Annotated in this window: 19 protein-coding genes; 10 read left to right on the top strand and 9 right to left on the bottom strand. The window is 71.8% G+C overall.

Annotated features, from left to right (window positions below):
• Window positions 1-99 precede the first annotated feature (99 nt).
• The gene (locus tag NR792_RS12430; protein ID WP_375760261.1) at window positions 100-4,284 is read left to right on the top strand and encodes a hypothetical protein; all 4,185 of its coding nucleotides are present in this window, start codon (window positions 100-102) and stop codon (window positions 4,282-4,284) included.
• A gap of 72 nt (window positions 4,285-4,356) precedes the next feature.
• Here NR792_RS12430 and NR792_RS12425 read toward each other — a convergent pair whose 3' ends face one another.
• The gene (locus NR792_RS12425) at window positions 4,357-7,164 is read right to left on the bottom strand and encodes a vitamin B12-dependent ribonucleotide reductase (protein ID WP_375760260.1); all 2,808 of its coding nucleotides are present in this window, start codon (window positions 7,162-7,164) and stop codon (window positions 4,357-4,359) included.
• A gap of 581 nt (window positions 7,165-7,745) precedes the next feature.
• Between NR792_RS12425 and NR792_RS12420 the strand changes: the two genes are divergently transcribed.
• A complete protein-coding gene (locus NR792_RS12420; protein ID WP_120530529.1) occupies window positions 7,746-8,081 on the top strand; it encodes a ferredoxin in 336 nt (111 codons plus the stop codon).
• Window positions 8,082-8,142: 61 nt separating this feature from the next.
• Here NR792_RS12420 and NR792_RS12415 read toward each other — a convergent pair whose 3' ends face one another.
• Window positions 8,143-8,859, bottom strand: coding sequence for a Bax inhibitor-1/YccA family protein (locus NR792_RS12415; RefSeq protein ID WP_375760259.1), 717 nt, complete (start codon window positions 8,857-8,859; stop codon window positions 8,143-8,145).
• A gap of 74 nt (window positions 8,860-8,933) precedes the next feature.
• The gene (locus NR792_RS12410; protein ID WP_375761609.1) at window positions 8,934-10,391 is read right to left on the bottom strand and encodes a hypothetical protein; all 1,458 of its coding nucleotides are present in this window, start codon (window positions 10,389-10,391) and stop codon (window positions 8,934-8,936) included.
• A gap of 180 nt (window positions 10,392-10,571) precedes the next feature.
• On the opposite strand from NR792_RS12410, the gene NR792_RS12405 reads away from it, so the two are divergent.
• The 6 genes from NR792_RS12405 (at window position 10,572) to NR792_RS12380 (ending at window position 15,214) form a co-directional block, all read left to right on the top strand.
• Window positions 10,572-11,009, top strand: a complete 438-nt coding sequence (locus NR792_RS12405; protein WP_375760258.1) for a hypothetical protein — start codon at window positions 10,572-10,574, stop codon at window positions 11,007-11,009.
• A 286-nt stretch (window positions 11,010-11,295) separates the two neighbouring features.
• Window positions 11,296-11,790 carry a hypothetical protein gene (locus NR792_RS12400; RefSeq protein ID WP_375760257.1) on the top strand — a complete coding sequence of 165 codons (495 nt, stop codon included), beginning with the start codon at window positions 11,296-11,298 and terminating at the stop codon, window positions 11,788-11,790.
• A 38-nt stretch (window positions 11,791-11,828) separates the two neighbouring features.
• Entirely contained in the window at window positions 11,829-12,212 is a 384-nt protein-coding gene (locus NR792_RS12395) for a hypothetical protein (protein WP_375760256.1), read from the top strand.
• An 18-nt stretch (window positions 12,213-12,230) separates the two neighbouring features.
• Window positions 12,231-12,842, top strand: coding sequence for a hypothetical protein (locus tag NR792_RS12390; RefSeq protein WP_375760255.1), 612 nt, complete (start codon window positions 12,231-12,233; stop codon window positions 12,840-12,842).
• A 10-nt stretch (window positions 12,843-12,852) separates the two neighbouring features.
• Complete coding sequence (locus tag NR792_RS12385; protein ID WP_375760254.1) at window positions 12,853-14,592, top strand: hypothetical protein; 1,740 nt, start codon at window positions 12,853-12,855, stop codon at window positions 14,590-14,592.
• A gap of 73 nt (window positions 14,593-14,665) precedes the next feature.
• Window positions 14,666-15,214: an isochorismatase family protein gene (locus tag NR792_RS12380; RefSeq protein ID WP_375760253.1), complete on the top strand. Its 549-nt coding sequence runs from the start codon at window positions 14,666-14,668 to the stop codon at window positions 15,212-15,214.
• A 26-nt stretch (window positions 15,215-15,240) separates the two neighbouring features.
• On the opposite strand, the gene NR792_RS12375 is transcribed toward NR792_RS12380, so the two are convergent.
• The 6 genes from NR792_RS12375 to NR792_RS12350 all read right to left on the bottom strand — a co-directional run bounded on the left by NR792_RS12375 (window position 15,241) and on the right by NR792_RS12350 (window position 20,621).
• Window positions 15,241-16,113, bottom strand: coding sequence for a metal ABC transporter permease (locus NR792_RS12375; RefSeq protein ID WP_375760252.1), 873 nt, complete (start codon window positions 16,111-16,113; stop codon window positions 15,241-15,243).
• A complete protein-coding gene (locus tag NR792_RS12370; protein ID WP_375761608.1) occupies window positions 16,094-16,888 on the bottom strand; it encodes a metal ABC transporter ATP-binding protein in 795 nt (264 codons plus the stop codon). The genes NR792_RS12375 and NR792_RS12370 overlap by 20 nt, the downstream gene beginning before the upstream one ends.
• Before the next feature lie 13 nt (window positions 16,889-16,901).
• Window positions 16,902-17,774, bottom strand: a complete 873-nt coding sequence (locus NR792_RS12365; protein WP_375760251.1) for a hypothetical protein — start codon at window positions 17,772-17,774, stop codon at window positions 16,902-16,904.
• Window positions 17,775-17,778: 4 nt separating this feature from the next.
• Window positions 17,779-18,702: a metal ABC transporter substrate-binding protein gene (locus NR792_RS12360; protein WP_375760250.1), complete on the bottom strand. Its 924-nt coding sequence runs from the start codon at window positions 18,700-18,702 to the stop codon at window positions 17,779-17,781.
• Between the two features lie 22 nt (window positions 18,703-18,724).
• The gene (locus NR792_RS12355; RefSeq protein ID WP_375760249.1) at window positions 18,725-20,098 is read right to left on the bottom strand and encodes a zinc-regulated TonB-dependent outer membrane receptor; all 1,374 of its coding nucleotides are present in this window, start codon (window positions 20,096-20,098) and stop codon (window positions 18,725-18,727) included.
• Between the two features lie 103 nt (window positions 20,099-20,201).
• Entirely contained in the window at window positions 20,202-20,621 is a 420-nt protein-coding gene (locus NR792_RS12350; RefSeq protein WP_375760248.1) for a hypothetical protein, read from the bottom strand.
• Between the two features lie 341 nt (window positions 20,622-20,962).
• Between NR792_RS12350 and folE the strand changes: the two genes are divergently transcribed.
• Together folE and NR792_RS12340 are read left to right on the top strand one after the other, a co-directional pair.
• The gene (folE, locus tag NR792_RS12345; protein WP_375761607.1) at window positions 20,963-21,532 is read left to right on the top strand and encodes a GTP cyclohydrolase I; all 570 of its coding nucleotides are present in this window, start codon (window positions 20,963-20,965) and stop codon (window positions 21,530-21,532) included.
• Window positions 21,529-22,956 carry an FAD-binding oxidoreductase gene (locus tag NR792_RS12340; RefSeq protein WP_375760247.1) on the top strand — a complete coding sequence of 476 codons (1,428 nt, stop codon included), beginning with the start codon at window positions 21,529-21,531 and terminating at the stop codon, window positions 22,954-22,956. The genes folE and NR792_RS12340 overlap by 4 nt, the downstream gene beginning before the upstream one ends.
• The last annotated feature ends 20 nt before the right edge of the window (window positions 22,957-22,976 follow it).

Below are 22,976 nucleotides of genomic sequence, written 5' to 3'. Positions count from 1 at the left end.
GCCGGGCCAGGGCAGGCAGGCAGGCGGGACGGGCGCGCAGGTCGTATTCGCGCACACCCTCTCATTGGCACCGCGAAGCCGTCTAGACTGCGGGCCGACATGGGCGACAAGCTGGGATTGACGCTGGTCCGCAAGGGCCTCCTGACGCAGGCGCAGCTCGACCAGGGCATGAGCGCACAGCTCGTGCACGGAGGCCGGCTGGGCTCCCGGCTCGTGGAGCTGGGGTTCCTCGACATCGAGACGGTGGGCATGGTGCTGGGCGAGCTGTCCCGGCTGCCCGTCGCGATGGAGGCGGACTTCGACGCCGTCACCGACGCGACGCTGAAGCTGCTCACGGCGGATCAGGCGGAGAAGCACCAGGCGTTCCCGCTCGCGGTGGAGGGCCGGCGGCTGAAGGTCGCGATGGCCAACCCGCTGGACCTGCAGACCACGGATGCGCTCGGGTTCATCACGGGCATGCGCATCGTGCCGTACGTGGTGCCGGAGCTGCGGCTGTTCCACTACCAGAACCTGCGCTACGGCATCGACCGGCCGACGCGTCCGCTGAAGGCGGCCATCCCCGTGCCCGCGCGCCGCTCGGTGTCCATGCCGTCGGTGGCCTCCTTCTCCGCGGCGCCGGTCGTCGTTCCGCCGCCGGCCGTGCCGCCTCCGCCCGCGCCCGTGCGCGCGGAGCCCGAGGTGGCGGGGATGTTCGGCGGGCTCGCGCCGGGACAGTTCCTCAGCGACGAGTCGGAGGATCAGGAGGCCGAAGCGGACCTGGCCGAAGCGGCCATCGTTGGCGAGGAGCTTCCGGACATCGTGATGGGCGAGCCGGTGCGGGCTCCGCCGGTCGTGGAGATGGCCCGGCCCGGTGGGAGTCCTCCGGCCGGGCCGCCCCGGTTGACCATGTCGCCGCAGCCCCCGGGCATGGTGGCCCGGCAGGGTGGGGGGCCACCGTCTGGGATTGGCGTGCCCGTGGTTCCGGGGGTGTCTCCAGTGGGGGCGGCTGCTCCGGGCCTGCCTTCGCAGGGGCCGGGTGTGGCTGCTTCGGGCCTGACTTCGCAGGGGCCGGGTGTGGCTGCTTCGGGCGTGCCTCCGCATGGGGCCGCGCCGATGGTGGCTGCTTCGAGCGTGCCTCCGCATGGGGCCGTGCCGATGGTGGCTGCTTCGAGCGTGCCTCCGCATGGGGCCGCGCCGATGGGCGCTGTCACGGGTGTGCCTCCGCAGGGGGGCGCGCCGATGGTGGCTGCCGCGGGTGGGCCTCCTGGAGCCGGAGCGCCTGCGCGCGTGGCGCCTCCTCCGGGGGCTCCGGGAGCGCAGCCTCCTGGGATGATCGGGCGGGGTGGGCCGGTGCCGCCGGGGACTCGGCCTTCCGCGACGGGGATCCCCACCGTGCCGAAGACGCCGCCTCCGGGCATGCGTCCCGCCGCGCCGGGAGCGCCAGGGGCTCAGGGACCGCGTCCGGTGGGCCCTCCGGGCGCGCCGATGCCGCCGGGGATGGTCCGGGCAGGACCTCCGCCGGGAGCGCCCGGCATGCCTCCGGGCGCGCCGCCTCGGCCCGCTCCGGGCATGCCCGGGCCCGCGATGATGGCTCCTGCTGGCGCGGGGCCCGTGCCTCCGGGGCAGCGTCCTCCGACCGCTCCTGGAGTTCCTGGTGTCGGAGCACCCGCGGGCGCGCGTCCCATGGGGCCTCCCGGTGTACCGGGCGCCGCACCTCCGAATGCCGCGCAGGGAAGGCCTGGGGTCGCGGGAGGCCAGCCACCTCCGCCTGGAGCTCCACCGCGCCAAAGGCCTCCGTCTGGAACCGTGCCCTCGGTTGCCGCTGGCACCACGGGCACCGTGCCTCCTCCGGGTGTGCCGGCGTCCGTTTCGCCGCCGCGCCCAAGCGCCGCGGGTCCCGTCGCCGCGCCTCCGCCGGGCAACCCCGCTGCGATGGCTCCGGGGGCGGCGGGAAGCCCGTCGCTCGCGTCTGTCCAGGGGCCGTCTGGCCCTGTGCCGGCCGCTCCCGGGAACGTTCCGCCCGTCATGGCTGATGGCCCGGTCGAGACGGCGAATGCCTCTCACGCCAGTGCTCCGGCCGTCGCGCCTCAAGGCCCGGCGGGTGGAACGACCACCCCCGTGGGCCTCACTCCAGACGCCCAGGCTTCGTCCGAATCCATCGAGGAGACGGCTCCGGTAGGGATTGCGAGGGACGAGGCGCCTGCCGAGCTGTCTTCAGGTGGAGCCCAGCCCCCTGTGGCCCGACGCCCGTCAGGGGTCACCAAAGCCATCGCAATCTCGGACGCCCCGGCCGCCAGTGCAGGGGTGCCGGATCTCGGAGGAGCGTGGGCGGATGCATTCTCGGACACCCCTTCCGCGAAGCCGGCGGCTCCCACCGTCTCCGCGGACGCACCGTCGAATGCGAAGGCTGAGGCTGCCACCGCTCGGCCCACCCAGACGGCATCGCTGTCCGAACTGGTGCTGGATGCCGAGTTCGTCGAAGACGCCGACCTCAGCCTGAGCCCCGAGTCGTTCGACTCCGCGCCTGTCGCAGCCGCTGCCGAGAAGGCCCCCGAGCCCTCAGCGGTCCTGACCGGGGATGATCTCTCCGACGACGACATCCTCGAAGACGTGGATGCCGTGTCGGCGGAGCCGTCCAAGACCGCCGCTGCCGAAGCCACGGACGTCCTCGAAGACGTGGACGTGATGTCCGCCGAGCCGCACGAAGAGGCAAAGGCCACCAAGGCCATGGACGTCCTCGAAGACGTGGACGTGATGTCCGCCGAGCCGCACGAAGAGGCAAAGGCACCCGAGGCCACGGACGTCCTCGAAGACGTGGACCTGATGTCCGCCGAGCCGCCCTCGACTCCCGAGGCGGAGCCGGTCTTGGCCGCGGCTCCCGAAGCCCCAACGCCCACGGCTGAATCGAAGGAAGCCCCTCCGCCGGAGGCCGTCTCCACACCGTCCATCGCGGATGCTCCGAAGTCCGACGGGCTGTCAGAGTCGATCGAGTTCGAGGACCTCCCGGAGACTCCCGCCGCTGTCGAAGCCGCGAAGCCGGAGAGTCCGTCCGTCTCCACGGCGCCTTCGCCTGAAGTGGATCAACCTGCGCGGCTGGAGCCCGTGGAGCCGCCGGCGGCGTCTGTCATTGCCGCACCGGTCGCGCCGGACGCCGAAGCGGACGCGCTCGAATTCAGCCTGGCGGGGGACTCGCCCCAGCCCTCCGTCACGCCTCCCGAGACCGCCGAGTCCTGGCAGGTCGCCGCTGCCCCGAAGGCCGACGCCGTGGCCCCCGAACCCTCTCCGGAGGAGGTCCCCAGCCCCGCGCCCACCGAGGAGCGCCGAGCCGAAATCCCTCCCGAGTTCGAGGTCGCCCTCGTCTCCAGCTCCGAGCCCGCCCCCAGGCCCGTCCCGGAGCCCACGCCCGAGCCGGCCTCCCACGCGACCCTCACGGAAGCGGAGGCGCCCACGGCCCCGCCGAAGCCGCGCCTCGTGGCCGCGCCCCCAGCGCCGGTCCGCGACCGGACGCCCATCGCCCTCGACGACCTGCCCACCTCCACGGAAGAGCCCATGCAGCTCGCCTCCACGTGGGAGTTCGTGGGCTGGCAGGGCAATGGGGAAGGGGAGGGCCCCGTGGGCCACAGCCCGGAGACCACCTGGGCCGACCGCGTCGTGGACCTGGACGTCCCCGCCGCCGCGCCCACCACCCCCGAGGACGGCGTGGCCCTGGCCTCCGCGTGGGAGTTCATGCAGCAGCCGTGGCAGCCGCAGGCCGTCGCGAACATCGACCCCGCCCAGGCCCTGCTCGCCGCCGCCAGCGCGTCCACCGACACGCCCGTGGACGGCCCCGCCGTCACCGCCGAGCAGGTGCTCTCCGCGCTCGACACCGCGGACTCGCAGGGCATGGTCGGCAAGGTGCTGCTGGCCTACAGCGCGGGCCGCTTCCGCCGGGCCTTCCTGCTGGGTGACAGCTTCGGTCTCGCTCGCGTGGGCCGCGCCTGGGGCCCGGGCAGCGACCGTCCGGAGGTCTCCGCGCTCAAGGTGGACCTGGACACGCCGTCCCTCTTCACCTCCGCGCTGAACGGCCCCAGCCCCAGCGTCTTCAGCGCCCCGCAGGGCCCCCAGGACGAGGCCATCTTCTCCGCGCTGTGCGGCGAGTCCGAGCACCACCTGCTCGTCTTCCCGCTCCACTCGCGCGGGCAGCCCGTGGCCTTCTTCGTCGCCGAGCACGGCCCCGCGCCCCTGGACGTCGCCATGCTGGAGGAGCTGGGCCGCATCGCGGACCGCGCGGTGGAGATCTGCACGCGCCTCCACCGCTTCCCCTGAAGCACGAAGGGCCCCGGAGCTTGAGAGCGCCGGAGCCCTTCACCTCACTTCAACCCGCGACCGCGGCGGGCTTCAGCTGCAGCCGCTGGTCGTGCCGCAGTTCGCGCACTTGTAGCAGGCGCCGCTGCGCACGGTGATGGCGCCGCACTGGTGGCAGGGCGGGGCGTCCGCCTGGTTCAGGTACGTGCTGCGCGAGTTCATCGCGGACAGCTGCAGCGTCGCCGCCTGGGCCGGCACCGCCGCCTGCGTCACCGGCTCCGGACGGGCCTCCTCCACTGGCGTCACCTCCACGTCGTCCGCGCAGGGCTCCGTGGGCAGGAACTTCAGCGACAGCCACCGGAAGATGTAGTCGGTGATGGACTTGGCGATGGGGATGGCCGGGTTGCCCGTGAAGCCGCTCGGCTCGTAGCGCGTGTGGCAGAACTTGTCCGCCAGCACCTGCAGCGGCACGCCGTACTGGAGCGCCAGCGACACGCTGGTAGCGAAGCTGTCCATCAGGCCGCTCACCACCGAGCCCTCCTTCGCCATGACGACGAAGAGCTCACCGGGCTTGCCGTCCTCGTACATGCCCACCGTCAGGTAGCCCTCGTGGCCACCGATGGAGAACTTGTGCGTGATGGACTGCCGCTCGTCCGGCAGCCGGCGGCGGAGCGCCTTGGGCTCGGGCATGACGGCGGGGGTGGGCTCGGCGGCCACCGCGCGCTTCGCCTCCGGGGCCTTGTCCTGCGACGTGTTGAGCGGCTGCGTGCGCTTGCACCCGTCGCGGTACACCGCGACGGCCTTCAGGCCGCTGCGCCACGCCTCGATGTACGCCTTCTCGATGTCCTCCACCGTGGCGTCATTGGGCAGGTTCACCGTCTTGGAGATGGCGCCGGAGAGGAACGGCTGCGCCGCGGCCATCATCTCGATGTGGCCCATCCAGTGGATGCTGCGCTGGCCCCTGGATGGCTTGAACGCGCAGTCGAACACCGGCAGGTGCTCCGGCTTCAGGTGCGGAGCTCCCTCGATGGTGTCGTGCTTGTCCAGGTACGCGATGATGTCCTGCGCCTGCGTCTGGGGGTAGCCCAGCTTCTCCAGCGCCAGCGGGACCGTCTGGTTGACGATCTTCAGCATGCCGCCGCCCACCAGCTTCTTGTACTTGATGAGCGCGATGTCCGGCTCGATGCCGGTGGTGTCGCAGTCCATCATGAAGCCGATGGTCCCCGTGGGCGCCAGCACCGTCACCTGGCTGTTGCGGTAGCCGTGCTCCATGCCGCGCGCCAGCGCGTCGTCCCACGCCTCCTTCTGGGCCTGGTGCAGCTCCGCGCTCACGCCGTCCGCCGGCAGCTGGTACGCCGCCTTGCGGTGCTTGCGGATGACGCCGAGCATGGGCTCCGCGTTGTTGCCGTAGCCCGCGAACGCGCCCTGCTTCTCCGCGATGCGCGCGCTCGTGGCGTACGCCTCGCCGCACATGAGGGAGGTGATGGCGCCCGCCAGGTTGCGGCCCGCGGGGGAGTCGTACGGCAGGCCGGACGCCATGAGCAGCGCGCCCAGGTTCGCGTACCCCAGGCCCAGCGGGCGGTAGTCGTGGCTGTTCTTCGCGATGCGCTCGGTGGGGTAGCGGCTGAAGCCGACGATGATCTCCTGCGCCAGCAGCACCACGGACACCGCGTGCTTGAAGGCGGCCACGTCGAAGCCACCCTCCAGCGTGCGGAAGTGCATCAGGTTCAGCGACGCCAGGTTGCAGGCCGAGTCATCCAGGAACATGTACTCGGAGCAGGGGTTGGACGCGTTGATGCGCGCCGTGCCGGAGCACGTGTGCCACGCGTTCACCGTGGTGTCGTACTGGAGGCCCGGGTCGCCGCACAGGTGCGCCGCCTCCGCGATTTCACGGAACAGCTCGCGGGCCTTGTACGTCTCCATCACCTGGCCGTCGCGCACGGCGCGCGTCTGCCACGGGCCGTCGTTCACCACCGCCTTCATGAAGTCGTCGGTGACGCGCACGGAGTTGTTGGAGTTCTGGAAGAACACCGACCCGTAGGCCTCGCCGTTGAAGGACGGGTCGTAGCCTGCCTCAATCAGCGCCCAGGCCTTCTTCTCCTCGTTCGACTTGCAGCGGATGAACTCGAGGATGTCCGGGTGCTCGGCGTTGAGGATGACCATCTTCGCCGCGCGCCGCGTCTTGCCGCCGCTCTTGATGACGCCCGCGAACGCGTCGAAGCCGCGCATGAACGACACCGGACCGGACGCGGTGCCGCCGCCCGCCAGCAGCTCCTTGCTGCCGCGGATGCTGGACAGGTTGGAGCCCGTGCCGCTGCCGTACTTGAAGAGCATGCCCTCCGTGCGCGCCAGCCCCAGGATGGACTCCATGTTGTCGTCCACGCTGTTGATGAAGCACGCCGAACACTGCGGGTGCTCCTCCACGCCCACGTTGAACCAGACGGGCGAGTTGAAGGCCGCCTTCTGGCGCAACAGCAGGTGCGTCAGCTCCGCGTGGAACGCCTCGCGGTCCACCGCCGACGCGAAGTAGTGCCCCTCCTCACCCCAGCGGGTGAGGGTGTCCACCACGCGCGCCACCAGCTTGCGCACGCTCGTCTCACGCTCCGGCGTGCCGGGCGTGCCCCGGAAGTACTTCGACGCCACGACGTTCGTCGCCAGCATCGACCAGGACTTGGGGACCTCGATGTCCTTCTGGTCGAAGACGACCTTGCCGTCCTCGCCCTTGATGCTCGCGCTGCGGTACTCCCAGGCCAGCTCGTCCGCCGGATCCACCCCGGGCGTCGTGAAGAACCGCTCCACGGTCAGCCCCGTGGAGGCCGTCGCCGCCTTGCCCTTCGCACGGCCTCCGCGCCGCGGCTCCCTGCCACCCACCACCGGCTTCCCACTCAGTTCCTTCTCCATGACGCCCACCTCCAGATTCACTGAGAGTGATGATGCAAAATTTGCAAAATGGCCAACGCCGCAGAATCCCAGGGGATCCGTTGATCAGTTCCAGGCACAGGGACGGCAGCGTTGAGAAGGTCGGGGACGGGCGGAAACGAGGGGACACACCCCTGGAATCCGGGCCCGGGCCTGACTGCCCACCTGCCGGGCGGGCGGATCCATATGATCGCTGGTGGGGTCCGTCAACATCACCCACGCCCCTATATCTAGTGTCAGAATCCTGCTTACACACTTCATTTGGTACGCATTTCGACACCGGCTGATCTGCGCCCAAGGCTGATCTAATAACCCTTCTCCCGGTGGCAATGGCAGCCGTGGCTGGCAATGTATCGTCATGACCATGCAAAATCGGTCAGCGGGGGAAGGGGGCCTCTCCAAGCGCTTGTGATCACTCGCGGATGTTTGCTGTCAGTCCGTGTGCCGAGCGTAGGAGCGCTCCCGGGCCCACGCGACAAACGGGCCGGGTGGGGCGGGCCTGGACGGTCGCCTGCTGAACGGCGGCATCGATTTCGACGCTCGCCCGCGTTAGGAGGCGAACCATGCCGCCTCCCTTCGAACGCCACGTCTTCGTCTGCACCAACCGCCGCCCGGACGGACACCCCAAGGGGTGCTGCGCCACCAAGGGAGGGGAGGAGGTGCGGGCCGCCTTCAAGGAGGAGCTCGACAAGCGCGGGCTCAAGCGCAGCATGCGCGCCAACGCGGCGGGCTGCGTGGACACGTGCGCGTTCGGCGTCTCCGTGGTCGTCTACCCGGAGGGCACCTGGTACGGCGGCGTGAAGGTGGAGGACGTGCCCACCATCGTGGAGGAGCACCTGGTGCAGGGCCGCCCCGTGGAGCGGCTGCTGATGCCCTTCAACAAGAAGGCGGAGCGCTGAAGGCGGTTGCCCGCCTCGCGCCCCGCCTTGGGGAAAGCCTGTTGGCCCCTACCGCCTGGAGCTAGTCGCGGCGGTTGCCCAGCAGGCGCAGCAGCGACAGGAACAGGTTGATGAAGTCCAGGTAGAGGGTGAGCGCGCCCACGATGCTCACCGCGGTCAGGCTCTTGAAGCCCGCGCCCGCGTGGTACTCGCGCAGCTTCTGGACGTCGTACGCGGTGAGGCCCGCGAACACGAGCACGCCCGCGCAGGCGGTGACGAACGACACGGCGCTGCTCTTGACGAAGAAGTTCACCAGGCTGGCGATGAGGATGCCGATGAGCCCCATGAAGAGGAACGTGCCCCAGCTGCTCAGGTCCTTCTTCGTGACGGTGCCGTAGACGGCCATCGCGCCGTAGGTCGCGGCGGTGATGAAGAACACCTGACCGATGGAGCTGGCCGTGTAGATGAGGAAGATGACCGACATCGTCACGCCGGTGAGCGCCGCGTAGCCCGCGAACATGACCGCGGCCACCGGGCCGGACAGCCGGGGCGCCAGGATGGACAGGCCGAACACCACGCCCAGCTGCACCAGGAACAGGACCATGCGGTTCTGCACCGCCATGCGGAGCAGCGTCTCATTGGCCAGCGTCACCATCGCCATCACGCCGGTGAGCGCCAGGCCCGCGAACATCCAGCCGTGCACGCGCGACATGAACGCGCGCTGCGACTCCTGCACCAGGACGTCGTCCACCCCGGCCGCCTGCCCGCTCTGCCAACCACCTGATGATTCCCACGCCATGTGTTCCGTTTCCTTTCAGGCCGGGCACCGCTGCGCGCCCTGCCTCTGTCTAACGAGGATCCTTGGAGGACGCCTTAAAGGGCCTTCCAGGCCAGCAAAAGCTTTGACGCCACTTCCGTCGTGATGAGCGGCAGGACGCCCCCGCCGCCCACGATGTTGACGATCTCCGACATGGACCCCCGGCAAACGCCACCCCACGCGGGCTGCTTCGCGAGCCCCACGGAGGCGTATGCCGAGTAGTCGACGAAGAAGGAGGTCGGCAGCACGCTGTTCTGCCCACAGAGCAGGTGGTCTTCCGGCTGTGTGTCCACCACCTCCTGGACCACGTAGCCGCCGCCCTGCGGGTCCGTGGCGGCGCGCTCGCACAGCTCCGCCCACGTCTTGGACTCGCCGAAGGCGCCCTTCACGCGCTCCTCGTAGGGCACGGTGCCCACGGAGCGGCCCAGGAAGACGGCCTTGCCGCCGTAGTCCCACGCGCGCTTGAGCACGAAGCGCGCGGGCTCCTGGGCCACGAGCGCCACGAGGTCGTCCACCGGCGCGCCGTCGGGGCCCACACCGGGGCCGTGGCGGAAGGGGCGCGTCCACGGCACCGCCGCGCGCACCGCCTCCAGCTCCTCGGGCGTGAGGCCCGCGGTCTGGGCGAGCGCCGCGTCCGTCACCGCCTGCGACAGGAGCGCGAACGTGGTCTTCACCTCCACCTGCGAGGCGGGCGGGTTCAGGAACACGGCCTTCTTCCCGGGAACGACGCCCAGGAAGTCCTCCACCCACGGCGCGGGGTTCTGCTCCAGCCGGCGCACGAAGAGGTGGCGGTAGACCAGGTCGTACTTCTTGCCGTTCACCGTGAAGGCGTCGTCCCCGGACACGTCCTCCGGGTGCACGATGTCCGCGTCCGCGCCGAACTCGCGGAAGCGCTCGCACAGCCAGCGCAGCTCCGTCACCTGCGCGTCGTTCTTGCGGCACAGCAGCGCCACCGTGTCCGGCATCTTCCCGTCACGCTCCGCCGCGTAGCCGTCCAGCAGCGCGCGGTAGAGCGCCAGCGCGTTGTTGCCGTTGAGGGTGAGCAGCGACGCGAGCGCCTTCTCCGGATAGCGCACGTGCCGCGCGACGACCTCGATGAAGGTGCGCGCCGCGATGTCCGAATAGCCCTGCATGGCCGGGATGGTGGCGTTCACCTCCAGCGCCCAGGGCCGGCCTCCGGACACGAAGTAGTCCACGCGCGTGGTGACGAGCTTGCGGCTCGCCTCCCAGGTGGCCTGCGCCAGGCGGCGCTCCAGCGGGGACAGCGCGCCCAGCAGGACTTCCGCGTCCGGGCCGCCCAGCATGGCGCGCGCCATCTTCATCGTGGCGGAGGCCAGCTTCGCGGACAGCAGCGCGCGGCGTTTGATCTCCTCCGCGTCCAGGATGACGGGCGTGGCGGTGATGGGGATGGGCTGGGTGCTGCCATCCGGCTTCGTCACCGCGAGGCCGCGCTGGTAGGCGGTCTTCGCCAGCTCCGGTCCGAAATAGTGTGCCTGCCTGCGCAGGACATCCATGAGCTCGTGCACGCGCGGAACCTACGGCCCCAGGGGCTCGTGGGTCCACAACCCGCGGCACGGGCCGCTGTTCCCGGGGCCCGCCACCTTGCCCTCCGGGCCGCAGCCGCCGCGTCCCTGCTTGCACGGGGCGGGGAGGTCGCTTAAAACAACTCAGTTACTTTCCGAGACCGAGTGGACGTGAGCCGCCTCCGACGCCACCTCAGCACCCGTCGCTCCCTGCCGCGCCTGCTGGCGCTGCCGTGGGTGCTCGTGTGCGTGCTGGTGTACGTGGGCAGCGTGCTCCACTTCGCGCTCGTGCAGCACACCACGTGCCTGGAGCATGGGGACGTGATGCACGTGAGCGACGCCTCGCACGGCGGGCCGTCGGAGGAGGCGCTCTCCTTCGACGATTCGCGCGTGGCACAGGCGCCGGTGTCGAAGGCCACGCCCCACGGCACGGAGGCCCACTGCCACCATGCCTTCTTCCGCCGCGAGGCCCTGCCTCCGGCCGAGTCCGCGCCTGTCGTGGCCGCGGTCTCCACGCGCTCCAGCCCGGCGCTGGCGGTGTTCCGCTTCCACGCGGCACCCGTTGAGCTGCTGAGGCTCGCGCCCAAGTCGTCGCCGCCGCGCGTCTAGTCTCCGCCGTCGAAGCCCGCCGTCCCTGCGCCCCGGGTGTGTCCTGGGATGGGGATGCGTCGTGGCCACCGGAGCCCGGGTCGTGCGCGTTCCCGTTCCCTGAACGGATCCGCCGCACGCGCGCGGAACGCTCCTGGCCGTGCACGCCAGGCGCGCTTCGTGCCGCGGTCCCTCCTTCCAGTCCCGCCCGGTCCTTCGCGCTCCCTCCTTCCGGGAGGGGTGTGCGTGCGGCCCGGGTGGCTGGAGTTCCCGCAGTCCATCCCCCTGTGTCCCTGGAGTCCCCATCATGAAGAAGAAGCTTCTGTCCGCCCTGCTGCTGTCCACCGCCCTCCTCGCCGCCGGTTGCGGTGGCGACGACGAAGAGGAAGGCCACGTCGACGAGGAGGGCTGCGAGCACCTGCAGGAAGGCCCTGCCTCCGCCGTCACCGCCGCCGTCAGCGGCCCGGGCCCGGCCGTGAGCAACGACCACAAGCGCTACGACATCGCGCTGGTGGATGTCGCGGGAGGCAAGGGCGGCGCGGTGTCCTTCGCCGTCGCCGAGGCCACGGACTACGTCCTCTATGCCAGCGCCCCGGTGCCGGTGAAGGTCACCAACAGCAGCGGCGCGGCGGTGGAGTTCGAGGAGAGCGCCACCAGCTCCACGCTCTGCACGGACATCCAGGGCCGCTACGTCGTGCCGCTCACCGTGGGCACGCACACGCTCACCTTCGGCCCGTCGACCCTCTCCTCGGTGTCGCTCGTCATCGAGGAGTCGGGCGAGCACGACCACGACCACGAGTAGCCACCGGTTTCCACCCCCCCTTTCCACAGGAGCCCGCCATGGGTGCCTTCCAGCAGTTCCTCGACAGTCAGAAGATCTCCCCCTCCGCGCTGCTGCGCCGCTCTCAGCAGCTCGAAGCGCACACGGCGGAGGACCGCGTCCTCAAGCGCAAGCGCTCCACGCGCCGCCGTGACAAGGAGCAGCAGCAGAAGCCGTACGCGGAGCTGGGCCTGGGCAAGCCGCGCAGCGGCCGGGGCCTGAGCGAGCAGCAGCTCACCGCGGCGCGCGAGGACAAGCCGCTGTCCCCGCGCGTGCGCGCCAAGCTGGTGCGCGCCGTCAACGCGGTGCTCAGCAAGGGCGGCGGCAGTGCCGTGGACGCGAAGGCGCTCTTCGGCGACGTGCCCGCGCGCGTGGGTCCCACCGTGAAGAAGGCCGCTTCCTAGCGAAGCCCGAGGCGCCCCATGTCCAAGGTCTCTTCTGGTGGTTCGGGTTCCCTGCTTCCCTGCGACGTGCGCCGCGACGGCGACCGTCTGTTCGACGTGGCCATGTGGTGCCTGGGCCAGGACGTGCGCTGCCCGGACGGCAACGTGCTGCTCCGGCACGGCCTGGTGCGCGAGGCGCGTCCGCCGGGCGTGGAGGGACAGAGCGCATACCAGGGGCGGCTTGAGGACGGGGGGCGCCTCACGCTGTGGGGCTTCGGAGCGCTGTGCGAGGCGTGCGGCGCCGCCATCTTCGTGCCGCGCGACGGCTTCATGCCCCGGTGGGTGGAGGGCGCGCGCGGCAAGGCCTTCCGCGTGGAGGACGTGGGCGTCCGGCGGGACGCGGCCACCGGGCCGGAGCGCAGGGCGGCGCGGGCGGGGCTCGCGCTGCTGGCGGACTGGCTCGCGGAGTACGAGGCGTGGGTGGCCCGCGACGTGGGCCTGGCCTGGCGGCGCGAGTGCCTGGCGGCGCGGCGCAAGGCGTCCCCCATCCCCGCGGAGGAGCTGTCCACCGCCTGGAGGCGGCTGGCCGCGCGCGTGCGCGCGACCGACGCCTCGGTGCAACACCATGTCGCTCCGCTGACCGGAGCGTGAGGAGGACACCATGCTGGCACGTCTTTTCCGAGCCGATGCCCCGTCCGTCCATTCCCACCTCGCGTGGGAGGACCTGCCGGACGAAGCCCTTCCCACGCCGCCGCTCCAGGACGGATTGGGAAGTGCCCACCTGCCCGTGACGACGCGGGTTCCCCTGGCACAGGCGTACTTCGATCAAGGCCTGCGCCTCTTGCACCTGGGCTGGGCGCTGGAGGCCCGGCGCGCCTTCGCGGAGGCCGCGCGTCAGGATCCGTCGCTCGCCATGGCGTGGTGGGGGCTCGCGCTCGCCCGCGGCGTGGGGCAGCGCTTCACCGCGGACCGCGCGGAGGCCATCCGCAAGGCGCTGACGCTGGCGGAGGGCGCCACCGACGTGGAGCAGCGGCTGGTCGTCGCCGCCAGCCTCCTCGCGGACAAGGGGCCCGCCAATGGCCGGCACGCCTTCGTGCGCGAGATGGAGTGCCTCATCGACCGCTTCCCCCAGGAGCCGGAGCCGCGCCTGCTGCTCGCGGGCTTCCTGCTGGACGGGTACGAGTCCGACGGGCGCCCCGGGCAGGGACAGCCCTATGCGCAGCTGCTCCTGAGCGACCTGCTGCGCACGCACCCGCACCACGCGGGCGTGCACGTGGCCTGGGTGCAGGCGTGGCTGCCCAGCGCCCGGCCGGAGACGGCGCTGGAGAGCGCGGAGCTGCTGCCGTCGCTCGTGCCCGCCGGGAGCCCCGCGCTGCTCGCCGCCGGACGGCTGCTCTTGCGCATGGGCCGGGCGGCGGAGGCGAACCGCATCCTGGAGGCCGCGGTGACGGCGGATGACGCGTACCTCGCGCGGGAGTCGCTGCCGCTGGAGGTGGCGCCGAGCGCGGACACCGCCCTGCGCCTGCTCAGCGAAGGCTGCGTGGAAGTGGGGCAGTACCGGGGCGCGCAGCTCTGGGCCCGCAAGCTGCGCCAGCGCGTGGAGTCCTCGGGAGGCCAGCCGCAGGCGGTGCTCTTCGCGGCCACCACGCTCATCGCCGCGCACCTGCGCTTCGGCTTCAGCCGCGCGGCGGCGGAGGTCCCCATGGAGCTGGGGGACCAGGCCACCGTCGCGGAAGCCGGCCTGCGCGACGCCGTGCGCCTGTACGCGCGAGGCGTCTGTGCCCTGGAGACGGGGCGGCTGGGCGACGCGGAGCGCGCGTGCGGAAGCCTGGACGCGCTGGTGCTCTCCCTGGCGGAGGCGCCGCGTTCCGAGGGCCGCGCCCTGTGCCCCCGCGACGTGGCGCGCACGGTGGAGGTGGCCGCTCAGGAGCTGCGGGGCACGCTGGATGCGCGCCGGGGAGACTCCGGCCGCGCGGAGGCCGCGCTCACGCGGGCGCTGCGCCTGGAGCGCCGCCTGCGCCCCGTGGGGCCCGCGCTCTTCTGCCGCCCGCCCCGTGAGACGCTGGCCCGCGTGCGCCTGCGCTCCGGCCGCGAGGAGAAGGCCCTGGAGCTGGCGCTGGAGCGGGCAGGGGAGCGGCCCGGCTGTGGCCACTGCATGCTGCTGGTCGCGGAGGCCCACGTCGCCTGCGAGTGCATGTCCGAGGCAGCCCAGGACTTCGCCGTGGTGCTGGACCTGTGGCGCGACGCGGATCCGCACCTGCCGGGCCTGCAACGCGCGCGGGGCTTCGCGGCCCACCGGGGCCGGGGCCGCGCCGCGCTCCGCAGGGTGCCCGACGCACCGGTGGACACCGCGTCCGCACCCCGGGGCGGGCAAGCGACCTGGACCGTTCACGGCGGCTGAGCGCGCACGCCGCCGCGCTTGACGGGAGGCGCGGCGTTCGTGTCACTAGGGGCCATCCTCCAAGGAGCCGCCCATGCCGTCGTTCCGCCTGAAGCCCGAGCAGGCCGTGCTGCTCGTCGTCGACATCCAGGAGCGCCTGTGCGCCGCGATGGACCGCGACGCCCTGGACCGCATGCTCGCGCGCACCGGCGCCGCCGTCGAAGGCGCGCGGGCGCTGGGCCTTCCCGTCGTCGTCACGGAGCAGTATCCGCAGGGGCTGGGCCGCACGCACTCGCTGCTCAAGCTGCGCCTGGGGGACTTCAAGCCGCTGGAGAAGCTGGAGTTCTCCGCCGCCACGCCGGACGTGCTCTCCGTGCTGGGGGACCGCAAGCAGGTGCTCATCACCGGCATGGAGACGCACATCTGCGTCTTCCAGACGGCGCGCGACCTGGCGGACAGCGGCCGGGAGCCGTGCCTCCTCGCGGACGCCGTGCTGTCCCGCTCGGAGGAGGACCGCCGCGTGGGGCTGGAGCTGTGCCGCGACGCGGGCGCGCGCATCCTCACCGTGGAGTCGGCCCTGTTCGACATGCTGGGCCGCGCGGGCACACCCGAGTTCAAGAAGGTGTCCGCCGCCGTCCGCTGAAGAAGGGACGAAGGTGGAGCGGGTGCTCAGGCCCTGCGCTTGAAGGGCACCTGCACCAGGCGCACGAGCATCATCAGCAGCACCAGGACCCCGGACAGGACGGTCTGCGAGCCGCCCACCGGGAAGTCGTAGAAGTACGCGACCAGGTAGCCGCCCGCGCCCGCGATGCCGCCCAGCACGGTCGCCGTGAAGAACGTCCACGGCAGCCGCAGGTCCAGCACCAGCGCGGCGATGGCCGACAGCGTGGAGAACGCGAAGACGGGCAGGGCGCCCAGGGCCCGCGCGCACACGCCCACCATGATGCCGATGGACACCATCAGCACCGTGTCCAGCAGCTTCACCGGCAGCCCCTGCACGGTGGCGCCGATGCGGTCGAAGCTCACGAAGGCGATGCCCCGGAACCACCACAGGTGCAGCAGCATCAGCACCCCGCCCGCCACCTCCACCGCCAGGAGCTGATCCGGCGTCACCAGCACCGCGGTGCCGAAGAGGATGCCCTGGATGTCGTGCGCCTCCTGCGCGATGCGGTCCCCCACCAGGATGGCCGCGCCGCCCGCGAAAGCGAACGCGCACCCCAGCAGGCTCTCCCGCGACAGCCGCAGCCGGGCGGGCTCGATCATCAGCAGCAGCGTGGCCGCCACCGACAGCAGCACCGCGCCCACCAGCGGATCCACGTGCACGCCCAGGTGGATCTCCGCGAAGAAGGCCAGCGCCACGCCCAGGCCCGCGGTGTTCGTCACCGCCGCGCTGACGAACACCATGCGCCGCAGCACGACGTAGACGCTGAGGAAGCCCAGCACGCACCCGGCGATGAGCGCGCAGAGGATGGGGTCTCTGAAGAGCTCCCATCCCGCCTGGAACTGTTCCCACTTCGAGGGCTCAAGCAGGGTTGTTTCCACGGTGGGGTCCCTGGGGCGCGCTGTGGCAGTAGTCGTCGCCGTACTGGCGGCGGAAGGCGGGGTGGCAGAACACGGTGCGGGCATCGCCCATGACGAAGCAGCGGTGCTCGCGGTCCACGAAGAGGATGACGTCGGCGTGCTCGGCGGCGACGGACAGGTCGTGGCTCACCACCACCACGCCCAGCCCCCGGTCGTGCGCGAGCGCGCACAGCCGCAGCATCGTCTGCTTCTCCGCCACCGCGTCCATCGCGGCGGTGGGCTCATCCAGCAGCACCACGTCCGCCTCGGTGGCGATGACCCGCGCCAGCAGCGCGCGCTGCTTCTCGCCGCCGGACAGGTCGCGGAAGGGCCGCTTCGCGATGCCACGCGCGCCCGCCGTGTCGAGCGCCGCCTCCACCTTCTGCCGGTCCGTCTTGCTGGGGAAGGGGCGCAGGAAGTTCCACCCGGACAGCCGCCCCCAGCCGGTCAGCTCCCGCGCGTGCACGGGCAGCAGCGAGTCGATGGACGACATCTGCGGCACGTACGCGCTGCGGATGTGCGGCGCGCCCAGGGTGATGCGGCCGGACACCGGGGGGATGAGCCCCAGCAGCGTCTTGAACCAGGTGCTCTTGCCGGAGCCGTTGCGGCCCACCACCGCCACGAACTGGCGGCGGCGCACCACCAGGTCCATGGGCGGCAGGATGTCCTTGCCCCCGTAGCCGATGACCAGCTGCTCGCACTTCAGCAGCGGCTCGCCCGGCTCCGCTGGCACCGCGGCGCGGTGTCCCCGGTCCAGCTCCGTCTCGTGATCACCGTGAGCCACGGCTCACCTCCGCGGTAGGGCTCAGCCCGGCCACCTTCTCCAGGAGCGCGGCGCGCACCGCCGCGTTCGCGGGCGCGTCCAGGTCCACCACGCCGTCGGGGCCGACTGTCGCGGCGGACCAGTCCACCGCGTCGAAGAGCGTGGGCGTCAGCTCCAGCTTCAGGCCCAGCGCCACTCGCGGCTCGCTCTCACGGTCGGAGGGCACGTCCAGGTCGCCGTTGAGCACCGCCACCGGTGTGGCCTCCGCGCCCGTCACCGTCGCGGTGAAGCGGAAGGGCAGGGCGCCCGCGAAGCGCGCAGGGACGCGGCCATCGCGCACGCTGCCCGTCATCCGCAGGCCCGTGAGGGCCCAGCGCCCGCGCGACAGCGTCGTCTTCCCCAGCTCACAGCCGGGCTCGCAGGTGAGGTCGCGCGCCGCGGGTGACAGCAGGTCCAGCTCCGCGTCCACCGGGAGGTTGGCCACCGTGACGGTGGTGCTGCCACCCCCGCCCAGCTCCGCCTGGATGTCCTCGTAGTCCACGAGCGCCCCGGAGTCGCTGTGGCAGTGCCCGTTGTGGCACAGCGAGTAGCCCGGCGGTGGAGAGGACGGGTCGAACGTCGTGGAGCCCCCGCCGCCGGAGCGGGCCAGCAGGTCGATGCTGCCCAGGCTCACCGCGCCGCTGTCCATGCGCAGCTGGAAGTCGGAGGCGAGCGCCTGGTAGCCGTCACCCGCGTCGCGGCGGGGCAGCGGCGTGTACGCGGCCTCCACGGAGGGCTCCAGCACCGCGAAGCCCTCGCCCGCGTCGAACGCGCACCCGGACGCAAGCGTGAGGGGGAGCAGCCACGCCTTGGAGGAGAAGCGGGAAGAAGTGCGCTTCATGGGCTCACTGCGCCTTTCCGGCGAGGCCCTGCTCCAGCCGGCCCACCATCAGCTCCATGCGCTGCACGTACGTCTGGCCCGCGCGGAAGTCCGTGCCTCCGGGCAGGGTGACGACCGGGGCGGGAATCTTGGACGCGACGAACTGCGCGTTGTTGTCCGCGTAGTAGTCCTCCTTGAGGACCAGCTTCACCTTGTTCGTCCGGGACAGCACCACCACCCGCGCGACGTGGGCCGCGTTCGGGGGGATGCCCGGCTTGGGCTCCAGGAACTCGAGCGTCTTGAAGCCCAGCCAGTCCTGCAGGTACGCCGTCGTGCGGTGGAACGCGATGACGGGCACGCCCTTGAGGCCCGCGAGCCGCTTCTCCCAGCCCGCCTGGGCCGCCTTCAGCTCCTGGGTGAACTTCGCGAGGTTGGCCTTGTAGGTGGCGGCGTTCTTCGCATCCAGCTGCGACATGCGCTCTTCGATGGCGCCCGCGACCCGCAGGGCCTGCCGCGGATCATAGAGGTAGTGCGGGTTGCCGCCGGGGTGCACGTCGCCCTGGCTGCGGTCCACCTGCGTCGTGGGCACCTCCAGGAGGTTCACGTACCGCGACGCGTCCAGGTAGCCCGTGTTGCCCGTCAGGATGCGGTTGTTGCGCGCGCCGGTCTGCAGCGTGGGCAACCAGCCGATCTCCAGGTCCAGGCCCGCGACGATGAGCAGGTCCGCGCGGTTGATGGCCAGCGTCAGGCTGGGCTTGGCGTCCACGAAGTGCGGGTCCTGCGTGGGCAGCGCGAGCGCGGTGACGTCCACCTTGTCCCCGCCCATGGCCTTGGCCAGCGCGGCCAGGTCCGGGAGGGTGGTGACGACCTTCAGGTCCGCGCGGGCGGGAACGGCGGTGAGGCTGACGACGGCGGCGCACACGGCCGCGAACAGGCGAAGGGAACGCATGGAAGGGCTCCGGAAGCTGAGGTCAGAACGCATGGGCACCGTGGGCGCCGGTCACGACTTCAAGGGCGAGGAAGGCCGAGTAGTCCGGCGACTCGCGCCAGCCCACGCGGTCCGTGGCGGCCTGCAGGCGCAGGCGGGAGAACTCCGTGGGCCAGTACGTCAGCGACGCGGTGATGCGCTGCCGGTCGGAGATCCACTCGGGGTCGAGCGGATCATTCGCGACGCGCCCCTCCTGCGTCTTCGCGGCCGTGCCGAACTCGTAGCGCACGCCCGTGGCCCAGCGGTTGGAGAAGCGCCACACCGTCTGCGCGTAGCCGCCCCAGTCCGACAGCATGTCCCCCGGCACCTGCCGGCGGCGGTAGAGCACCTCCGCCTGGAGCACCAGCTGCTGGGAGCTCTGCGTCGTGATGGGCCGGAACTTCAGGTAGACGTCCGTGCCGTAGATGCTGGTGTGGTTGCGGTAGCCCGTGGGGTTGGGGCCCGTGGCGGCGGACAGCCCCCACAGGAGCGACAGGTCGTCCGACAGCGGGAAGAACTGCTTCAGCGCGCCGGTGAGCTGGAAGTCCAGCGGCGACAGCACGCGCTCGGCGGAGGCGCCGAAGAAGCTGCGCGCGGTGGCCTCGCCCGCGGCGTCGGTGGCGCTGCCAATGACCTCCACGTACCAGGGAAGGGGCGTGAGCCAGGAGCCCTCCACGCCCAGGCCACGGTTGCCCTCCGCGCCGAAGTAGCGGCTCATGACGAAGGGCTGATCCACGAAGTCCCACGCGTGCGGGTGCGTGGCGTTGATCCGGCCGAAGCGGGTGAGGAACTGGCCCGCGCGCACCTGGAGGTTCGCGGGCAGGTCCAGCGTGGTGACGTACGCCTCCTCGATTTCGACGCCGAACTGGCTGAAGACGATGTTGCTGTCGAAGCGGAAGTAGGGGTCGACCACGGAGCCGATGGACAGCTCCAGCTGCTGGAGGTTGAAGCCGTTCTTCGTCGGGTCGTGCGCGCCGCCCTGCAGGGGCTCCTTGCTGGAGAAGGCCGCCAGGGCCATGTCCAGGATGAAGCTCAGGTTGAGGAAGTTCGTGCCGCCGGAGATGGCGTTGGGCAGCTTGAGCGGCGTCACGCCGGAGTCGTTCGTCGCGGTGGGGGACGCCGGGGACGTGTCACCGGACGGACGCGCCTTCTGGCTCGCATCCGCGTCCAGCGCCCTCTGAAGCTCCTCCATCTCCTCCGGGCTCAGCGCGGGCGCGTCCTCGGCGGGCGCGGCCTGGGCCGGGGCAGGGGACCCGGAAGGGGGCGGAGACGCGGTGGCGGGGGGGGATGGCTGCTGGGCCCAGGCGGCGGTCGCGGACAGCTGCGCGGCGAGCACGACGGCGAGGGCGCGGGGAGGCCTGCGCGGAAGGGATGACACGGGTGATGGCTCCTCGGAACCGGCCCATCGGGGAGCACGCGCATGCGCGCCCCACGACGACCGTCGACCTGATGACCTGCTTCACGACACGACACGCGGGGCACTACGCGTGCGTGGGAGGCGAGGCCTTGGGCGCGATGTCGAGGACGGCGAGCGGCGCGAACGAGCGGGGCGGCGCGGTGGCCGGGTGGTTGCTCTCCACGCACGCCGAGGCGGAGGCGACGGCGGCGCCCTGGAGGGCCTCCGCCTGCGGGGCGGCCGTGAGCAGCGGGCACGTCTCGTGGTTGAGGCCCGTCGCATCCGCCACCGCGGGCGGAACGGACGCGATGATGGGGGCGCGCTCGGTGAAGCGGGACAGCGCTGGGTTCGCGCGCCGTGCGTCCTCTTCGAACGTCTGGTGCTGCGGACAGAACCGGTGCGCGTGCTGCTCCACGTGCAGCGCCAGACCCAGCGGCTGGGCACCCCAGAGCGCGACGAGCAGCAGCGCGGTGAGGCGGGCAAGGGTGTGGGCGCGCGAGAGCATCAGAGGGTCCCGGCTGGCTTACTGTCGCCCCCCGGGAGTGTCAAGGCAGGCAGGGTGCGTCCGTCCCCGGGGTACCCCGGCACGGACGATGAAGCAGTGCGGCGATTCAACGCCGGTGCGCGAACCTTGCGTTGCGCGGGCCGCCGTCGAACACGATGACAAGGGAACGTTGTTTTCATTCCGGACGTCCCTCCTGGCCGCATCGGTTAGGTTGGGTGCGCTCCACCGTCACCGTCCCCGCGCCAGGAGTTCCGCCGCCCGTGCCTCCCTCCCGCCCCCGCCGCCGCGCCCCCGCCGCCAAGGCCCCGGCCCCTCGCGCCGTGCGCCCCGATCCCGCCGCCATGGCCCGGGCGGTCCGCGACTTCCTCACCGCCGCGGGGCTCGACCTCCAGGACGTGAACCTGGTGGACACGCCGACGCGCGTGGCCGACGTGTGGGCGAACGGCTTCCTCGACGGCTACGGCCGCACGCCCGAGGAGGTGCTCGGGAAGACCTACCCCGCGCCCGCGGACTCCTCCGGGGAGCTGGTGGTGGTGACGGACCTGCGCTTCCACTCCATGTGCCCGCACCACCTGCTGCCCTTCACCGGCCGCGCGCACGTGGCCTACGTGCCGGGTTCACGCGTGGTGGGCTTCGGGCGCATCGGGGCGCTGGTGGACTCCTTCGCGCACCGGCTCATCCTCCAGGAGGACCTGGCCCGGCAGGTGGCGCGCTCGCTCGCCCGCGTGCTCGACAGCCCCGCGACGGCCTGCATCCTGGAGGCGGAGCAGGCGTGTCTGCGGCTGAGGGCCGACCACCAGCGCGACGCCGTCACCCACGCGGAGGCCTATGAAGGGCGCCTGCGCCGCGACGGCCCCCTGCGCCGCGAGCTGTGGGCCCGGCTGGGCGCACGCACGGGGGCCGGCAGATGAACCCCGCCTCCCAACGCTTCGAGCGGGTGGCGCCCGAGCGCGTGGCGGAGGTGCTGGAGGCCCTGGCGGGCGTGCTGTCCGAAGGCCAGGTGAGGCGGGACGCGGACACGCTCGATGCCTACGCGCGCGACGAGTCCGACAGCGGCGTCTACCGGCCCGACGCCGTCCTCCTCCCGGAGACCACCGCGCAGGTGTCCGCCATCTTCAAGGCCTGCCAGGCGCACGGCGTGCCCTTCACCCCCTGCGGCGCGCGCAGCGGCAAGAGCGGCGGTTCGCTGCCCCTGAGGGGCGGCATGGCGGTGAGCCTGGAGCGCATGAACCGGATCCGCTCCATCTCCACGGAGGACCTCACCGCGGTGGTGGAGCCCGGCGTGGTGACGGGCGACCTGATGAAGGCGGTGGAGGCCCAGGGCCTCTTCTATCCGCCCGACCCGAACTCCTGGGAGTTCTGCACCCTGGGCGGCAACGTGGCGGAGAACGCCGGCGGCCCGCGCGCCCTGAAGTACGGCGTCACGCGCGACTACGTCATCGGGCTGGAGTGGGTGATGCCGGATGGCGAGGTGCTGCGCGTGGGCCGGCGCACCATCAAGGGCGTGGCCGGCTATGACCTGGTGGGGCTGTTCGTCGGCTCCGAGGGCACGCTCGGCGTGGCCACCGAAATCACGGTGCAGCTCATTCCGCTGCCCCGCCAGGTGATGACCGCGCTGGTGGTGTTCCCCTCCGTCCTGGAGGCGGCGCGCGGCGTCTCCGCGGTGCTCGCCGCCGGCATCCTGCCGCGCTGCCTGGAGCTCATCGACGAGGTCGCCGTCCAGGCCATCGTGCACCGGGGCAGCTTCCAGTTCCCCCCGGGCGCGGGCGCGGCCCTCATCGCCGAGGTCGACGGCAACACCCCCGAAGGCGTCCTCGCGGAGCTCCAACTGTTGGGGGACCGCTGCAATCAGCACGGGGCCACGCAGACCCTGGTGGCGCAGGACGAGTCCCAGCGCGAGAAGCTGTGGGCCGCGCGGCGCGTGATTTCCCCGGCCCTGCGCGCGCTCAAGCCGGCCAAGATTTCCGAGGACATCGTGGTGCCCCGCTCGAAAATTCCCGAAATCATCGAGCGGCTGAAGAAGATGGGCGCGGAGCTGGGGCTCACCGTGGCCACGTATGGCCACGCGGGCGACGGCAACCTGCACGCCAACATCCTCTACGACGGCCCCGCCCAGCGCCCCCTCGTCGACGAGGCGCTGCGCCGCATGCTGATGCTCACCGTGGAGCTGGGCGGCACCATCACCGGTGAACACGGCGTGGGACATGCGAAGCGGGAATATCTGGCGCTGGAGCAGGCTCCCGCGCTGCTGGAGCTGCAGCGCCGCCTGAAGACCTTTTTTGATCCATCAGGCCTGCTCAACCCCGAGAAAATCTTCCCCGCGCCCAAGCGTTGAAAGCTTCGTGGCCGGAAACG

This window comes from Corallococcus exercitus (assembly GCF_042231735.1).
Lineage (GTDB): Bacteria > Myxococcota > Myxococcia > Myxococcales > Myxococcaceae > Corallococcus > Corallococcus exercitus_B.
The sequence above is the reverse complement of the archived record's forward strand: the minus strand, read 5'-3'. Positions and strand labels throughout refer to the sequence as shown.

What these genes read in the sequence shown, in the direction of transcription:
- NR792_RS12390 (WP_375760255.1), top strand. Translation starts at nt 12,231, where the DNA reads ATGTCCAAGGTCTCTTCTGGTGGTTCGGGTTCCCTGCTTCCCTGCGAC.
- NR792_RS12395 (WP_375760256.1), top strand. Translation starts at nt 11,829, where the DNA reads ATGGGTGCCTTCCAGCAGTTCCTCGACAGTCAGAAGATCTCCCCCTCC.
- NR792_RS12340 (WP_375760247.1), top strand. Translation starts at nt 21,529, where the DNA reads ATGAACCCCGCCTCCCAACGCTTCGAGCGGGTGGCGCCCGAGCGCGTG.
- NR792_RS12400 (WP_375760257.1), top strand. Translation starts at nt 11,296, where the DNA reads ATGAAGAAGAAGCTTCTGTCCGCCCTGCTGCTGTCCACCGCCCTCCTC.
- NR792_RS12380 (WP_375760253.1), top strand. Translation starts at nt 14,666, where the DNA reads ATGCCGTCGTTCCGCCTGAAGCCCGAGCAGGCCGTGCTGCTCGTCGTC.
- NR792_RS12420 (WP_120530529.1), top strand. Translation starts at nt 7,746, where the DNA reads ATGCCGCCTCCCTTCGAACGCCACGTCTTCGTCTGCACCAACCGCCGC.
- NR792_RS12415 (WP_375760259.1), bottom strand. Translation starts at nt 8,859, where the DNA reads ATGGCGTGGGAATCATCAGGTGGTTGGCAGAGCGGGCAGGCGGCCGGG.
- NR792_RS12385 (WP_375760254.1), top strand. Translation starts at nt 12,853, where the DNA reads ATGCTGGCACGTCTTTTCCGAGCCGATGCCCCGTCCGTCCATTCCCAC.
- folE (WP_375761607.1), top strand. Translation starts at nt 20,963, where the DNA reads ATGGCCCGGGCGGTCCGCGACTTCCTCACCGCCGCGGGGCTCGACCTC.
- NR792_RS12360 (WP_375760250.1), bottom strand. Translation starts at nt 18,702, where the DNA reads ATGCGTTCCCTTCGCCTGTTCGCGGCCGTGTGCGCCGCCGTCGTCAGC.
- NR792_RS12350 (WP_375760248.1), bottom strand. Translation starts at nt 20,621, where the DNA reads ATGCTCTCGCGCGCCCACACCCTTGCCCGCCTCACCGCGCTGCTGCTC.
- NR792_RS12430 (WP_375760261.1), top strand. Translation starts at nt 100, where the DNA reads ATGGGCGACAAGCTGGGATTGACGCTGGTCCGCAAGGGCCTCCTGACG.
- NR792_RS12365 (WP_375760251.1), bottom strand. Translation starts at nt 17,774, where the DNA reads ATGAAGCGCACTTCTTCCCGCTTCTCCTCCAAGGCGTGGCTGCTCCCC.
- NR792_RS12410 (WP_375761609.1), bottom strand. Translation starts at nt 10,391, where the DNA reads ATGGATGTCCTGCGCAGGCAGGCACACTATTTCGGACCGGAGCTGGCG.
- NR792_RS12425 (WP_375760260.1), bottom strand. Translation starts at nt 7,164, where the DNA reads ATGGAGAAGGAACTGAGTGGGAAGCCGGTGGTGGGTGGCAGGGAGCCG.